At 71.4% G+C, this 15,420-nt stretch carries 15 protein-coding genes; 7 read left to right on the forward strand and 8 right to left on the reverse strand.

Annotated elements, in window-relative coordinates; genetic code table 11:
* The first annotated feature begins 390 nt into the window (after positions 1–390).
* The 5 genes from mmsA to AB4Z14_RS08310 all read left to right on the forward strand — a co-directional run bounded on the left by mmsA (position 391) and on the right by AB4Z14_RS08310 (position 6,567).
* Complete coding sequence (mmsA, locus tag AB4Z14_RS08290) at positions 391–1,932, forward strand: multiple monosaccharide ABC transporter ATP-binding protein (protein ID WP_442274880.1); 1,542 nt, start codon at positions 391–393, stop codon at positions 1,930–1,932.
* A gap of 65 nt (positions 1,933–1,997) precedes the next feature.
* Positions 1,998–3,296 carry a multiple monosaccharide ABC transporter permease gene (gene mmsB / locus AB4Z14_RS08295; protein ID WP_056769927.1) on the forward strand — a complete coding sequence of 433 codons (1,299 nt, stop codon included), beginning with the start codon at positions 1,998–2,000 and terminating at the stop codon, positions 3,294–3,296.
* Positions 3,297–3,425: 129 nt separating this feature from the next.
* A complete protein-coding gene (locus AB4Z14_RS08300) occupies positions 3,426–4,529 on the forward strand; it encodes a substrate-binding domain-containing protein (RefSeq protein ID WP_442274795.1) in 1,104 nt (367 codons plus the stop codon).
* A gap of 113 nt (positions 4,530–4,642) precedes the next feature.
* Entirely contained in the window at positions 4,643–5,446 is an 804-nt protein-coding gene (locus tag AB4Z14_RS08305) for a methyltransferase domain-containing protein (RefSeq protein WP_442274796.1), read from the forward strand.
* Between the two features lie 266 nt (positions 5,447–5,712).
* Entirely contained in the window at positions 5,713–6,567 is an 855-nt protein-coding gene (locus tag AB4Z14_RS08310) for a GNAT family N-acetyltransferase (protein ID WP_442274797.1), read from the forward strand.
* A 4-nt stretch (positions 6,568–6,571) separates the two neighbouring features.
* On the opposite strand, the gene AB4Z14_RS08315 is transcribed toward AB4Z14_RS08310, so the two are convergent.
* From AB4Z14_RS08315 to AB4Z14_RS08350, 8 genes are all read right to left on the reverse strand, one after another.
* Positions 6,572–6,982 (reverse strand): DoxX family protein, encoded by a 411-nt coding sequence (locus tag AB4Z14_RS08315; RefSeq protein WP_442274798.1) that lies wholly within the window; start codon positions 6,980–6,982, stop codon positions 6,572–6,574.
* A 31-nt stretch (positions 6,983–7,013) separates the two neighbouring features.
* Positions 7,014–7,859, reverse strand: a complete 846-nt coding sequence (locus tag AB4Z14_RS08320; protein ID WP_235508605.1) for a GNAT family N-acetyltransferase — start codon at positions 7,857–7,859, stop codon at positions 7,014–7,016.
* Positions 7,860–7,975: 116 nt separating this feature from the next.
* The gene (locus tag AB4Z14_RS08325; RefSeq protein ID WP_442274799.1) at positions 7,976–8,653 is read right to left on the reverse strand and encodes a uridine kinase; all 678 of its coding nucleotides are present in this window, start codon (positions 8,651–8,653) and stop codon (positions 7,976–7,978) included.
* 1 nt (position 8,654) lies between these two features.
* Positions 8,655–9,815, reverse strand: coding sequence for a flavodoxin-dependent (E)-4-hydroxy-3-methylbut-2-enyl-diphosphate synthase (gene ispG / locus AB4Z14_RS08330; protein ID WP_056769951.1), 1,161 nt, complete (start codon positions 9,813–9,815; stop codon positions 8,655–8,657).
* A gap of 65 nt (positions 9,816–9,880) precedes the next feature.
* Positions 9,881–11,227, reverse strand: coding sequence for a M50 family metallopeptidase (locus AB4Z14_RS08335; protein ID WP_442274800.1), 1,347 nt, complete (start codon positions 11,225–11,227; stop codon positions 9,881–9,883).
* A gap of 87 nt (positions 11,228–11,314) precedes the next feature.
* Positions 11,315–12,517 carry a 1-deoxy-D-xylulose-5-phosphate reductoisomerase gene (gene dxr, locus AB4Z14_RS08340; protein ID WP_442274801.1) on the reverse strand — a complete coding sequence of 401 codons (1,203 nt, stop codon included), beginning with the start codon at positions 12,515–12,517 and terminating at the stop codon, positions 11,315–11,317.
* 33 nt (positions 12,518–12,550) lie between these two features.
* Positions 12,551–13,072: a pyridoxamine 5'-phosphate oxidase family protein gene (locus tag AB4Z14_RS08345; RefSeq protein ID WP_442274802.1), complete on the reverse strand. Its 522-nt coding sequence runs from the start codon at positions 13,070–13,072 to the stop codon at positions 12,551–12,553.
* A 66-nt stretch (positions 13,073–13,138) separates the two neighbouring features.
* On the reverse strand, positions 13,139–14,449 hold the full coding sequence (locus AB4Z14_RS08350; RefSeq protein WP_442274803.1) for a hypothetical protein: 1,311 nt from the start codon (positions 14,447–14,449) through the stop codon (positions 13,139–13,141).
* Positions 14,450–14,523: 74 nt separating this feature from the next.
* Between AB4Z14_RS08350 and AB4Z14_RS08355 the strand changes: the two genes are divergently transcribed.
* Positions 14,524–15,000, forward strand: coding sequence for a ribonuclease domain-containing protein (locus AB4Z14_RS08355; RefSeq protein ID WP_442274804.1), 477 nt, complete (start codon positions 14,524–14,526; stop codon positions 14,998–15,000).
* Entirely contained in the window at positions 14,997–15,344 is a 348-nt protein-coding gene (locus tag AB4Z14_RS08360) for a barstar family protein (protein WP_442274805.1), read from the forward strand. The genes AB4Z14_RS08355 and AB4Z14_RS08360 overlap by 4 nt, the downstream gene beginning before the upstream one ends.
* The last annotated feature ends 76 nt before the right edge of the window (positions 15,345–15,420 follow it).

Genomic DNA, 15,420 nt, shown 5'->3' on the forward strand with positions numbered 1-15,420 from the left:
CGGGTGCGGAACCCCGGCAGGATATCGGCCGCCCGGGATGCCCCGTTGGCCCGTGTCCTGTCCACTTCCCGTCCTGACCGGACAGGAACCGGTCACGGGCTTGACCGGCGAGTAGCCCCGCGTGTTCAGTGAGCCTGCCGGATCGGCAGGTGCGGTCGAACTCGTCCAGACATCGTGACGTCCTTGTGACAACACGACGGGGTGTTCGGCCACGCACGGGTGAACGGTGAGCAACAATCGGGGAGGGCGTTCGCGCCTCACGAAACACCACAAAGGAGTGCTGACGACCAGATGAGCGACCCCTCCATCCCGGCTCCTGGATCCTCGGGTGCGGACAGCACCGGCGCCGCGGCCCCCGCCGCGAACCCGCCCGGCAGCGTCATCCTCGAGATGCGGGACATCACCAAGGAGTTCCCCGGCGTCAAGGCGCTCTCGAACGTCTCCATGGCCGTGCGCCGCGGAGAGGTCCACGCGATCTGCGGGGAGAACGGCGCCGGCAAGTCCACCCTCATGAAGGTGCTCTCAGGGGTGCACCCCGCGGGCACCTACGACGGCGAGATCCACTTCGAGGGTCAGCTGTGCGAGTTCAACAACATCCGCGACAGCGAGCACGCCGGCATCGTCATCATCCACCAGGAGCTCGCGCTCATCCCGGAGATGTCGATCGCCGAGAACATCTTCCTCGGCAACGAGACGGCCAGGAGCGGCGTCATCAACTGGCTCTCGACCCGCGTCAAGGCGCGCGAGCTGCTCGCCCGCGTCGGCCTCGACGAGGAGCCCGACACCAAGATCCGTGACATCGGCGTCGGCAAGCAACAGCTCGTCGAGATCGCCAAGGCGCTCTCCAAGGACGTCAAGCTGCTCATCCTCGACGAGCCGACCGCCGCGCTGAACGAGGGCGACTCCCAGCACCTGCTCGACCTCATCGCGGGGCTGCGCTCCAAGGGCGTCACCTGCATCATGATCAGCCACAAGCTCAACGAGATCGAGCAGATCGCCGACTCCATCACCATCATCCGCGACGGCAAGTCGATCGAGACCCTCCGCGTGAAGGAGGACGGCGTCGACGAGAACCGCATCATCCGCGGCATGGTCGGCCGTGACCTCGAGTCGCGCTTCCCCGACCACACCCCCGACATCGGCGAGGTCTTCTTCGAGGTGCGCAACTGGACGGTGCGCCACCCCAGCGTGGCCGACCGGCTCGTGGCCAAGCACAGCGACTTCTTCGTCCGCCGCGGCGAGATCGTCGGCTTCGCCGGCCTCATGGGCGCCGGGCGCACCGAGCTCATGCGCAGCCTCTTCGGCCGCTCCTACGGCACCTACGTCGAGGGCACCATCCTCAAGGACGGCAAGGAGGTGCGACTGCGGTCCGTCTCCGACGCCATCGACGCCGGCCTCGCCTACGTCACCGAGGACCGCAAGACGTTGGGTCTCAACCTCCTCGACGACATCAAGCGCACCACGGTCTCGGCGCGGCTCTCGCGCATCACCCACGGCTTCGTCGTCGACGAGCGCGAGGAGTACAACTTCGCCGAGTCCTATCGGAAGTCCCTGCGCACCAAGGCTCCCAACGTCGACGAGGGGGTCTCGAAGCTCTCCGGCGGCAACCAGCAGAAGGTCGTCCTCGCGAAGTGGCTCTTCACCGAGCCGGACCTGCTCATCCTCGACGAGCCCACGCGCGGCATCGACGTCGGCGCCAAGTTCGAGATCTACGGGATCATCCAGAGGATGGCCTCGGAGGGCAAGGGCGTCATCCTCGTCTCGTCCGAGCTCCCCGAGCTGATCGGCCTGTCCGACCGCATCTACACGATCGCCGAGGGCGCGGTCACCGGCGTGCTGTCCCGTGAGGAGGCCGACCAGGAGTCCCTGATGCGCCTCATGACCCGGCGCACCCACGGCGGCTCCGAGGCGACCACGCGCGAGAGCGCGTGACCGGCGCCGAGACGCCGGACCCGACACCTCCCCCATCCACACCCGACACAGCCAGGACTGCACCCATGGACAAGGTCAAGAAGATCTTCGGTGGCGACACCCGTCAGCTCGGCATGATCTTCGCCCTCGTGGCGCTGATCATCTTCTTCCAGATCTGGACCGGCGGGCTGACGCTCACGCCGGACAACGTCATCAACATCTTCCAGCAGAACTCCTACATCCTCGTGCTCGCCATCGGCATGGTGCTCGTCATCATCGCCGGCCACATCGACCTGTCCGTCGGCTCCGTCGCGGCGTTCGTCGGCATCTGCGTGGCCATCGCGATGCGTGACTGGAACCTCAGCTGGTGGATGGGCATCCTCCTCGGCCTCGCGATCGGCGCCCTCGTCGGGGCGTGGCAGGGGATGTGGACCGCCTACGTCGGCATCCCGGCGTTCATCGTGACGCTCTCGGGCATGCTGCTCTTCCGCGGCGCGAACCAGTACGTCGGCAAGTCCAACTCGGTGCCGGTCTCCGAGGACTTCCAGGTCATCGGCGGCGGCTACCTCCCCGAGGTCGGGCCTGACACCGGCTACAACAACCTCACCGTCCTCATCGGGCTGCTGCTCGCCGTCGGGATCGTCGTCGGCAGCCTCCGCAGCCGTCGCGCCCTCGTCAAGCTCGGAGCCGACGTCGAGGAGGCGTGGGTCATGTGGGTGCGGCTCGGCCTGATCTGCGCCGCCATCATCGGTGCGACGCTGCTCTTCGGCTCCGGCCGCCCCGGCACGTCCTTCCCCATCTCCGGGATCATCCTGGCCGTGCTCGTCCTGCTCTACGGCTTCATCTCCAACCGCACCGTCATCGGCCGCCACATCTACGCCGTCGGCGGCAACCGCCACGCGGCCGAGCTGTCCGGTGTGAAGAGCAAGAAGGTCAACTTCCTCGTCATGATGAACATGTCGATCCTGGCGGCCCTCGCCGGCATGATCTTCGTGGCGCGCTCGACCGCCTCCGGTCCGTCCGACGGTGTCGGCTGGGAGCTCGACGCCATCGCCGCCGTCTTCATCGGTGGCGCCGCCGTCACCGGCGGTGTCGGCACCGTCGTCGGCTCCATCGTCGGAGGCCTCGTCATGGCCGTGCTCAACAACGGCCTGCAGCTCAAGGGAATCGGCGCCGACGCGACGCAGATGATCAAGGGCCTCGTGCTCCTCGTCGCCGTCGCCTTCGACGTCTACAACAAGTCGCAGGGCCGCGTGTCGCTCCTCGGCATGCTGACCCGCAACTTCCGACGCGGCGGAAGCGACGACGACTCATCCGCCCCACCGTCGCCGTCCGCGGCCACCGAGACGACTCCCGTCTCCGAGACCATCCGCCAGTCCAGCTGAGCCGCCGGCTCGGCCCGACGAAACCCCCCCAGACCCACCCAAGAACCACCAGAGACCCGGTCAGGGCGCCCGCCCGCGACCGAGAGGGATCCGCGCTCCGCCCGGACGCGATGAGAGGAAAGAGAGCACATGCGTACCTTTACCAAGGTGCTGGGCGTCACGGCTGTGGCCGCCCTTGTTCTGACCGGTTGCGGTCGGAGCAGCGACACCGGCACGACGCCGGGCGCATCGAACGGCGGATCCGCTGCGGCGGGATTCCCCGCCAACGCCGTCATCGGCGTCGCCCTGCCGCAGAAGACGTCGGAGAACTGGGTGCTCGCCGAGCAGCTGTTCAAGGACGGCCTGTCGGCAGCCGGATTCCAGGGCGACGTCCAGTTCGCCAACGGCGGCGTGTCCGAGCAGCAGAACCAGATCTCCGCCATGGTCACCAAGGGCGCCAAGGTCATCGTCGTCGGCGCCATCGACGGCTCGCAGCTGGGCACCCAGCTCAAGGCCGCCAAGGACGCCGGCGCGACAGTCATCGCCTACGACCGTCTCGTGAAGAACACCGCGGCCGTGGACTACTACGTGGCCTACGACAACTTCAAGGTCGGCGAGCTGCAGGGTCAGGCCCTGCTCGACGGCATGGCCAAGAAGAAGCCGAACGGCCCGTACAACATCGAGCTCTTCGCCGGCTCGCCCGACGACGCGAACGCCCAGGTCTTCTTCGACGGCGCCATGAAGGTGCTCCAGCCGAAGATCGACGACGGCACCCTCAAGGTCGTCTCCGGCCAGAAGGACTTCAACCAGGTCGTCACCCAGGGCTGGAAGGCCGAGAACGCCCAGAAGCGCATGGACACGCTCCTCGCGGCCAACTACACGAGCGCAGCGCTCGACGGCGTCCTGTCGCCCAACGACACCCTGGCCCGCGCGATCATCACCTCGGTCAAGGCGGCCGGCAAGCCCGTGCCGATCGTGACCGGCCAGGACTCCGAGGTCGAGTCGGTCAAGTCGATCATGGCGGGTGAGCAGTACTCCACGATCAACAAGGACACCCGCAACCTCGTCAAGGAGACCATCGCCATGGTCACCGCCCTCCAGAAGGGCCAGGCCCCGACGGTCAACGACACCAAGTCCTACAACAACGGTGTCAAGGTCGTCCCGGCCAACCTGCTCCCCCCGGTCATCGTGACCAAGGAGAACGCAGCCGAGGCCTACGCGAACGACCCGACGCTGGCCCCGCTCACCAAGTGAGCTGAGACCACCCGGTCACGGCACTCGGTGGAGGCCCGCCCCGTCCTGGGGCGGGCCTTCGTCGTGCGTGGACGGCCCCACCTCGTGCCGCGGACGAGGCGTAGCGTCGCGCCATGGCGGACGTCTACCTCCACGGTCACCACGCGAGCGTCCTCGCGTCGCACGGCGCGCGGACGGCCGCCGACTCGGCGGCCTACCTGCTCCCCCACCTGCACGACGGCCTGCGGGTCCTCGACGTCGGCTGCGGGCCCGGCACGATCACCCTCGACCTCGCCGCGGCCGTCGGCCCCTCGGGCGTCGTGGTCGGGGTCGAGAACGTCGACGGCCCCCTCGAGCAGGCCCGCAGCCACGCCGCCGCGCGAGGTGACGAGCGCACCCGCTTCGAGCGCGCCGACGTCATGGCCCTTCCGTATGCCGCCGGGTCCTTCGACGTCGTCCACGCGCACCAGGTGCTCCAGCACCTCCCCGACCCCGTGGGAGCCCTGCGCGAGATGGCGCGGGTCACGCGCCCCGGTGGCGTCGTCGCGGTGCGCGACGTCGACTACGCCTCGATGGTGTGGCACCCGGCGTCGCAGGGGATGACCCGCTGGCTCGAGCTGTACCGCCACCTCGCGCGCCTCAACCACGCCGAGCCGGACGCCGGCCGCCACCTCGTCGCCTGGGCGCACGCGGCCGGTCTCTCCCGGCTCACGCCGTCGGCCTCGCTGTGGACGTACGCGACGCCCGAGCAGTGCGCGTGGTGGGGCGGCACGTGGGCACGGCGCACGCTCGAGTCGACCTTCGCGGCGCAGGCGCTCGAGCGCGGTCTCGTCACGGCCGACGAGCTCGCGGAGATCAGCGCCGCGTGGCAGGACTGGTCGAGGCACCCCGACGCGTGGTTCGCGATGACCCACGCCGAGGTCGTCGCCCACGTCTGACACCACGCGCACGAGCGCCACGGCGCGGGTCGGTGTCCGAGGTGACCGTCGACAGGCAGAGCACGAGACCGGTGACCGTGGTCACCACGCCGGTCACCGGTAGGGTCTGCCGGTAGTCGACGAGCCACGGCACGAAGACCGCGGTGTCGGGACACCGAGCCCACAGCCACCGCGCCCACGGCCTGCGCAGGAGACCGACACGCCGATCCCGCGGTCGGGCCCGGAATCCGGTCGCGACGTCCCACGACCTTTGCGACAGTTGCCGTATGCCGCGCTCCTCCAGCACGTTCACGCTCGTCACCGACGCCGCCGAGGCACAGGCTCGGTTCGCGGGCCTCGTGGCGCGCGAGCCGGAGGCACTGAGCGTCGTCGCGAGCGTGACGGACGGTCTCGTCGTCGACCGGAGCCGCTACGTCGGGGCCCGGTGGTGGGCCGCCACCGACGCGTCGGGTGCGGTCGTCGGCGCGTTCATGCACACGCCGCCCCATCCGCTGCACATCGGGCTCGCCAGCGCCGACGAGGCCCGCGACCTCGCGGCCCTGCTCGCGGACCAGTGCGACGTGCTGCCCGGCGTCGGCGGCCAGCGCAGACCGGCCGAGGCCTTCGCCACGGAGTGGGTCGCGCGCACGGGAGCGACGTCGAGGGTCGCCATGGAGGTGGGCCGCTTCGACCTCCCGACGCCGCCGCACGTGCCCTTCGAGGTGAGCGGCTCCTTCCGGCTCGCGACGGACGCCGACACGGCGCTCGTCGACGGCTGGCACCAGCAGTTCGTCGACGCGATCGAGGGCCAGGGCCGGGTCGTCCCATCGCTCGACCGGCACGTCGCCGACGGACGGGTGGGCCTCTGGGAGGACGCCGGGGGCACCGTGTCGATGGCCTACGCCTCCCCCGCCAGCGGCGGTGTCACCCGCATCTCAGGGGTGTGGACCCCACCGGAGCTGCGCGGACACGGCTACGCGAGCGGTGTCGTCGCCGCCCTCAGCAGCGCCCGCCTCGACGCGGGCGAGGCCTGCATGCTCTACACCGACCTCGCCAACCCGACGTCGAACGCCATCTACACGGCGATGGGCTACCGCCGTGTCGGTGACAGCATCAGCATCGCGTTCGGCGAGCAGGCCTGACGCCTCAGCGCATCACTCCCCCGGCGCGCAGCGCCGTGCGGATCATCGGCCACTGGAGCGGCAACCGCGCGACGGTCGCGGCGAGGTAGCCCTGCCGCTTCGCGTCGTCCGGCTTCCGGTCGAGGCGACGCTTGGCGTGGCCCGTCATCGTGACGTTCGCCGGGAAGACCGCGACGAGAAGGGCCGCCGACGCGAGACCGGCCACGCGACGCGTGCGAGGGATGAACAGCCCTACGGCGCAGGCGATCTCGAGCGCGCCGGAGGCATACACGAGTGCGCGACGAGACGGCAGCTGCTTCGGCACCATCGCCTCGAAGGGCTCAGGCTTGACGAAGTGCATCGTGCCCGAGGTGAGGAAGAGGCCGGCCAGGGCGATGACGTCCTTGCCGAGCGGGGCGTTCGTCGCGGTCTTCATGAGCCCACCCTAGGCCGGGCTCCCGAGGACGCTAGAGCAGCACCGTCGTGAACGAGCCGACCTCGCGGAAACCGCACCGCTCGTAGGTCGCCCGGGCCGCGACGTTGAAGTCGTTGACGTAGAGCGACACCTCGTCGGCCAGGCCCGACAGGACCTGCTCGACGACGCTCGCCATGGCCGGCACCGAGAGACCCTGTCCGCGTAGCCGAGGGTGCAGCCAGACCCCCTGGACCTGGGCGCAGCCGAGGGCGAGCGAGCCGACGTCGGCCTTGAAGACGACCTCGCCGTCCTCGATCTTGACGAAGGTGTGGCCGGCGCGGATCAGCGCGGCGATGCTCGCCCGGTAGCCGCGGTCGGAGCCGAAGTAGGGCGGGTAGCCGATCTCCTCGGTGAACATGTGCGCCGCAGCCGGCAGCACGAGGTCGACCTCGTCCATCCGCGCCGGGCGCACCCCGGCGTCGAGGCTCAGGCCGAGAGCCGACGGGCGCGTGCGCGTCGTCAGCAGCGGCTGCTGGGTGCGGATCGCGCGAACAGGGCCCCACGTCGGGCCGAGCCGGTCCCACAGACCGCCGACCTGCCCGCTCGGGCCGAAGATCGAGGCGCACTGACGGCGCATCCTGCTGATCCGCGACGCGACGGCCGCGACGCCGTCGTCGTCGAGCTCCACCGGCACGACGTTGGCGCTGACCCAGGCGAGGCCGCGCAGCTCACCGTCCCCCCAGTGCCCGAGGAGCGCGCCCGGGGACGTGCGCAGCGATCCCTCGACGATGCGGGCGGCGACGAAGGCGTTGGCCACCCGGTCACGCGCGCACACCTCGAGCGCGGCGTCGTGGTCGACCACCGACAGCGGTCGCACGGGGAGGCGTTGGCGGAGCACCACCCAAGAGTGCCTGCCCGCGGGCCGGGTGTCACCCCGGCGCGCCTCACGAACCCGTCACGACCACCGTGCAGACAGGTGCTGGGCAGCTGCCGGGCAGCTGCCGGGGCTGGGTCTCAGCGTGGCGCGACGAGGACGGGCCGCTCGAGGTCGGTGTTGTCGAGCACCCACGTCGCACGGGCCCGCGGGTTGGTGGCCGCGAGGTAGAGCCGCTGGCCCTCGACGTAGCGGCGGTTCGCCTCCGCCGCCGGGTCGGGGTCGTGGCCGTCCCCGAAGCGGGCGGTGCCCCGGGGCACCGAGACGCTGAAGGGGACGTCGACCCAGACGGCGGCGTCCCAGACGTCGGTGAGCTCGGGGCGCTGGAGGAAGATCCCGTCGACGAGCAGCACCGTGTCGGGCTTGACGGCGACGGGGGCGGGCCGCACCGGCTCGTCGGCCTCGACGTCGTTGACGGCGGGGGTGACCGGCTCGCCGCGGCGGAAGGGCTCGACGACGGCGCGCCGGAAGGCGTCGTAGTCGTAGGAGTCCTCGTAGAAGGTCTCCGGCCCTCGACCCCGCGCGATGCGCTGGGCCCTGGGCCGGTGGAAGCCGTCGATGGTGACGCGCAGCACGTCACGCGCGGCGTCGAGACCGCCGATCACCTCGGCCAGCTGGTCGGCGAGGACCGTCTTGCCGGCGCCGTCGAACCCGTCGACCGCCACGGCCACGCGCTCACCCCGCCGGAGCGCGACGACACGCTCGGCGAGGTCGCGCAGGACGGCATACCGCTCGGTCGAGCGGACGGGGGCACGCACCTCAGCTGACGGAGACGCTCGGGGCCCCGGCCGACTCCTCGTCGACCGGCTCGCCCATCTCCTCGGCGAGACGCATGGCCTCCTCGATGAGCGTCTCGACGATCTGCGCCTCGGGGACGGTCTTGATGACCTCGCCCTTGACGAAGATCTGGCCCTTGCCGTTGCCGGACGCGACCCCGAGGTCGGCCTCGCGGGCCTCCCCCGGGCCGTTGACGACGCAGCCCATGACGGCGACGCGCAACGGGACCGTCATGCCCTCGAGGCCGGCGGTGACCTGGTCGGCGAGCGTGTAGACGTCGACCTGGGCGCGGCCGCACGAGGGGCACGAGACGATCTCGAGCTTGCGCGGGCGCAGGTTGAGGCTCTGGAGGATCTGGATGCCGACCTTGACCTCCTCGACCGGCGGCGCCGAGAGGGAGACGCGGATCGTGTCGCCGATGCCGCGCGAGAGGAGGGCGCCGAAGGCCGTCGCCGACTTGATGGTGCCCTGGAAGGCGGGGCCGGCCTCGGTGACACCGAGGTGGAGGGGCCAGTCGCCGCGCTCGGCGAGCAGCTCGTAGGCGCGCACCATGATGACCGGGTCGTTGTGCTTGACCGAGATCTTGAAGTCGTGGAAGTCGTGCTCCTCGAAGAGGCCCGCCTCCCAGACCGCCGACTCGACGAGCGCCTCGGGCGTCGCCTTGCCGTACTTCTCCATGATCCGCTTGTCGAGGCTGCCGGCGTTGACGCCGATGCGGATGGAGACGCCGGCGTCCTTGGCCGCCTTGGCGATCTCCTTGACCTGGTCGTCGAACTGGCGGATGTTGCCCGGGTTGACGCGCACGGCCGCGCAGCCGGCGTCGATGGCCGCGTAGACGTACTTCGGCTGGAAGTGGATGTCGGCGATGACCGGGATCTGGCTCTTGCGCGCGATCGCCGGCAGGGCGTCGGCGTCGTCCTGGCTCGGGCAGGCCACGCGCACGATGTCGCAGCCGGAGGCCGTCAGCTCGGCGATCTGCTGGAGCGTCGCGTTGATGTCGGTCGTGGGCGTCGTCGTCATCGACTGCACCGAGACCGGGAAGTCGCTCCCGACACCGACCTTGCCGACCTGGATCTGGCGGGTCTGTCGCCGCGGGGCGAGGACCGGCGGGGGCAGGGGCGGCATACCGAGGGAGACGCTCATGCCGCCATTATGTCGCGCCCCGCCGAAGCGGGAGCCGGGGAGGTGGGATGGCCGGCTCAGCCGGCTCAGCCGAAGAGCTTGATCGGCTTGACGATGTCGGCGTAGATGAGCAGCACCGACATGGTGATGAGGACGAGGCTCATGCCGTAGGCGATGGGCAGCCCCTTGGCGACGTCGACGAAGCCGGGATCGGGACGGTGCCGCAGGCGCGCCCAGCCCCGCTTGACGGCCTCCCAGAGGGCCCCCGCGACGTGACCGCCGTCGAGCGGGAGCAGCGGGATGAGGTTGAAGACGAAGAGGGCGAGGTTGAGCGAGGCGATGAGCAGGATGAGCTGGGCGAGCTTGACCCAGTTGCCACCCTCGTCGGCCGGGATGTCGAGCGCCGCGACCTCGCCGCCGATGCGACCGACGCCGACGACGGAGATGGGGCCGTTGGGGTCTCGGGCCTCGGACCCGAACGCGGCCTGGACGACGCCGGTCATCTTCTCGGGGATCTTGACGATGATCGAGGCGGTGTCGACGATCCGATCCCAGACGAAGCCGGGCGCCTGCGCGATGGGGGTGCGGACGAGCTCCTGGCCGGGCGTGATGCCCGCGAAGCCCATCGAGGCGAGGACGGGCTTGCCGTCCTTGGCGACCGGGTTGCCCTGGTCGTCGTACGTGGCGCGCTCGAGGACGGCGGGCGTGATCACGATCGTGACCTGCTGACCGCCGCGCTCGACGACCCACGCCATCGTGGCGCCCTTGCTGTCGCGGATGGCCGCGGTGACCTGGTCCCACGTGCTGACCGGCTTGCCGTCGACGGAGAGGATGCGGTCGCGCTCCTGCAGGCCCGCGGCCTTGGCCGGCGCGACGGGGTCGCCGGGCTTGCACGCGGGCTGCGGCACCTGCAGCGTCGGGGCCGTCGTCGGCACGCACGCCGAGAGGAGCCCGACCTTGGGGGCCACCTGCGGCAGGCCGTAGAGCGTGATGACGCCCGTGATGAGGACGAACGCGATGATGAGGTTCATGACCGGCCCGCCGAGCATGATGACGATCTTCTTGCCGGGGCTCAGCTTGTAGAAGACGCGGTCCTCGTCGCCGGGCCTGACCTCCTCCATCGAGTCGGCCCGGGCCTGGTCGACCATCTGGCTGAAGCGGCCGGTCGAGAGGGTGCGCAGCTCGCCGGGATTGTCACCGGGGCGGGGCGGGAGCATCCCGATCATCCGGACGTAGCCGCCGAGCGGGATCGCCTTGAGGCCGTACTCGGTCTCGCCACGCTTGCGCGACCAGACCGTCGGGCCGAAGCCGACCATGTACTGGGTCACCTTGACCCCGAACTTCTTGGCCGGCACGAGGTGGCCGATCTCGTGCAGCGCGATGCTGAGCGCCACACCGACGACGACGACCAGGACCCCTAGGAAGAACAGCACCCCTCCATTGTCACATCGACTCCCTGTGATTCCCGCGTCGACGTGGTCCACGGTCACCGGTGACCGTGGAACACCTCGAACCGTGGCCTACCCGGCGATGGTGCTCCGGGCGGCGCGGCGGGCCCAGGCGTCGGCAGCGAGGACGTCGTCGAGCGTGAGGTCGGTGACCCGGGAGGCCGGCTCGACGGCATACGCGTCGACGACGTGCGCGACGGTGTCGACGATGTCGACGAAGCCGATGCGGCCCTCGTGGAAGGCGTCGACCGCGACCTCGTTGGCGGCGTTGTAGACGGCCGGCCACGTGCCACCAGCCTCTCCCACCCGACGGGCGAGCGCGACCGCCGGGAACGCGTCGTCGTCGAGCGGCTCGAACTCCCACGACTGCGCCCGGGTCCAGTCGACGGGCACGTCGGCGTCGGCGAGGCGCTCGGGCCAGGACATCCCGAGAGCGATCGGCACGAGCATCCGCGGCGGACCGGCCTGGGCGATCGTCGAGCCGTCGACGAACTCGACCATCGAGTGGATCATCTGCTGCGGGTGCACGACGACGTCGATGCGCTCGAAGGGGATGTCGAAGAGCAGGTGCGCCTCGATGACCTCGAGGCCCTTGTTGACGAGCGTGGCGGAGTTCGTCGTGATGACGCGGCCCATCGAGAAGTTGGGGTGCGCGAGGGCCTGCTCGGGGGTGACGTCGGCGAGCTCGGCGCGCGACCGACCGCGGAACGGGCCGCCACTCGCCGTGACGACGAGCCGGCGCACCTCCTCGGCGCGGCCGCCGCGCAGGCACTGGGCGATCGCCGAGTGCTCGCTGTCGACGGGGACGATCTGGCCGGGGGCCGCGAGCGCCTTGACGAGCGGGCCGCCGATGATGAGCGACTCCTTGTTGGCGAGGGCGAGCGTCGTGCCGGCGCGCAGCGCGGCGAGGGTGGGCTCGAGGCCGATGGCCCCGGTGATGCCGTTGACGACGACGTCGGCCTCCCGCTCGGCGAGCGTCGTGCTCGCCTCGGGGCCGACGAGCAGCTCGGGGTCGTATGCCGTCACCCCGGCCGTGTCGGAAGCGCGCGCGAGCGCTGCGGCGAGGTCGTCCGACGTCCCGCTCGCCACGGCCACGACGGGGGTGCGGAGCGCGACGGCCTGCTCGGCGACGAGGTCGAGGTTGGAGCCGGCGGAGAGCCCGACGACCTCGAAGCGGTCGCGGTTGCGCTGGACGAGGTCGATGGCCTGCGTGCCGATCGAGCCGGTCGAGCCGAGCAGGACGATGCGGCGGGGGCGCGCCGAGGTGTCAGTCACCCCGGCATTCTCCCGCAGGCCTTGGCACTGCGGTCAGGCGGTCACTCCCCTCGACCGGAGCAGCTCGTCGCGTTTGAAGGCGTAGGCGACGGCCCAGGTCATGCGCAGGCGGTACATCCGGATGTCGTCGCCCCACGAGTACGGGCTGCTGCCGTAGTGGGCGGTCCAGTGCGCGTCGACCTCGTCGCGGTCGGGCCCCGGCTCGATCAGCTCGGCCCTGCCGTGGCTGAAGAGCGCGAGCTCCTCGCCGTCGACGTGCGCGACGCTCACCGCAGGCCGCGCCGCGAGGTGCTTCGCCTTGGCCGACGTGCCGGAGGTGCCGAACGTCCACGTGCCGTGGAGGAAGTGGCCGTCGAGGGCGCTGATGCGTGGCTCGCCCGCCGCGGTGACGGTGGCCACGGAGAGCACCTTCATGCCGGTGAGCAGCGCGACGAGCTGCTCGGCCGTCAGGGTGCGGTCGTCGTCGATGATGCTCCGCAGGTGGCCCGACGCCTTGGCGTGCGAGGCGTCGAGCAGGGCCTGGAGCGCGGCCGTCTCGTCAGGTGTCTCGAGCATCCTCCGACGCTAGCGCTGAGCACCGACGACGGACCTGATCGTCCGTGCTGATCTCGGCGGGCCACCTCACCACCACATGGCCTCGCTCGCGGCATAGAAGCCGTCGTCGGTCCACATCCGCCACGGCCCGACGTCGTAGCCGGCCGCAGGTGCCGCGACGTGCGGTGGCAGGAGCAGGACGCTCGACGGGACGGACGGGCGGGCGCCGACGGCGTGGGCGGCGCCCGGTGCGGACGGGTCGGAGGCCACCGGTGGCAGTGGCGCCCCGCTCGTCGGCGGGCCCGACGGGGGCGGGAGGTCCGGCACCTGGCCCGGCGGCAGGAAGCCGGTGCTCGGGTCACGCTGCGGGACGACGCCGGCCTCGGCGAGGTTCTTGACGACGGCGAGACGGGTGGCCATGAGCGCGGCGATCCCGGAGCCGTCGACGACGCGACCGGGCCCGGCGGGGAGCCAGCCGGTGAAGGTCTCGGTGAGGCGGGCGCCGACCGCGCACGGCTCGACCGTCGTGACGACGTCGGCCTCGTGGGAGGAGGTGAGGTCCCGCTCGACGGTCCGGCCGGGCTCCGACGCCGGGGCGACGAGCGAGACCGAGGCGGCTCGGCGCCCGTCGTCGTGGCGGTGCACCGCGAGCACGTGCTCGCGACCGGGCTCGTCGGCGAGCTCGAGGCGCACGAGCTGCACGAGAGACGGCTTGAGCAGCTGCTCGGACGACGGCTGCTCGAGCAGCTCGCGGAGCCGGTCGGGGGCGACGGCGACCTCGACCGAGGCCGTCTCGTGCACGGGCAGGACCCCGGGGCCGCCGGCCGTGGCGACGCCGTGTTCGACGAAGCCGCTCGCCATCGCCTCCTCGACCGGTCCGTCGGCCGTCGGGTCCGCCGTCCGGCTGCGCGGGCTCCCCTCGACGTCCGCCTTGAGCCCGAGCAGCGCCCGCGCCATCCAGGCCCGGGCGAACTCCGCCACGGGGTCTGAGGGTGCGAGGCCGTCGAGCCGCTGGGCGACGACGCAGCCGCCGTCGAGCGGCTCCACCGTCGTCGTCAGGGTGAGCGCCGTCGCACCGTCGGCCGACCGGGACACGACCTGGACCCCGTGCTCGACCGCGACGACGGTGCTGAGCCCGACCCAGAGCCGACCGTTGGACCGCCGCCAGACCCCGGCGAACTCGGGCAGTCCCGCCGGGCCCGCGGCCGGCAGGGCGAGCACCCGCACGCAGTCGACACCGAGCTCGGCCCCCGGCCCGGGGGCGACGAGGTGTGGCCAGACCTGCTCGGGTGGGCGCTCGACGAAGACCCGGTGACCGACGTCGCGCGCCACGACCGCGGGTGCCGGCTCGTCACGCCGGCCGCCCCGGTCTCCGAAGAGGCCGCGTAGAAGGCTCACGTGCCGCAGTCTCCCCCAGCGGCGCGGCGCCGTCAGAGGATTCGGACCATTGCCTCCTCGGGCATGATGACGACGTGAAGACGCTCGGCTCGCGCCAGGTCCTCCTCGGCGTGCTCGCCGTGGCCGTCGTCGTGCTGGCCTGGGTCGTCGTGCGCGCCGCGCAGGGTCCGTCGTCCCCGGCCGCGCCCTCGGCCCGCGGCACCACGGCCGGGGGTCCGGTCGTCAGCGGCACCCCTGCGACCGGCGACGCCGACCCCGTCTCGGGCCTGCCGTGGGTCGCCGAGTCGGCCCTGCCCGCGCAGGCCCGCGAGACGATGGCCCTGATCCGCGCCGGCGGCCCGTTCCCCTACCCCCGCAGCGACAACCGGACCTTCGACAACCGCGAGCGCATCCTGCCGCCGCACACGAGCGGCTACTACCGCGAGTTCACCGTCGTGACACCGGGATCCGCCGACCGCGGGGCCAGGCGCATCATCACCGGCAGCAGCGGCGAGCGATACTGGACCGACGACCACTACGCGTCGTTCAGCCGGGTCAGGGAGGGCACGTGACGACGTTCCTGGGCCCGCACAGCGAGGCCGACGACCACATCGCCCAGCTCGCCTGGCTCGGCCACGACGTGCGCCTCGTCTCGGGCGGGGACGACAAGGCAGGCGTGCTCGACGCCTTCGCGGCCGGGCTCGCGCTGCCCGACTGGTTCGGGCACAACTGGGACGCCCTGCTCGACGCGCTGCGCGACCTCGACGGCGCCCGGGGCGTGCCCCTCGAGCTCGTCTGGGACCACGCGGCCACCCTGCGCGAGCACGACCGCGGGGCCTACGACACCGTCCTCGAGATCCTCGAGCAGGTCGCCGACGAGCGCGACGACCTGTACGTCACCGTCATCACCCGCTAGCCGGCGAGACGGCCGGGCGCGCGTATGTCGTCACGCCACCCGCGCGCGACGGAGCGGGCGCGCGGACGCGACGGGA

The organism is Terrabacter sp. 2TAF16 (assembly GCF_052115065.1).
Lineage (GTDB): Bacteria > Actinomycetota > Actinomycetes > Actinomycetales > Dermatophilaceae > Terrabacter.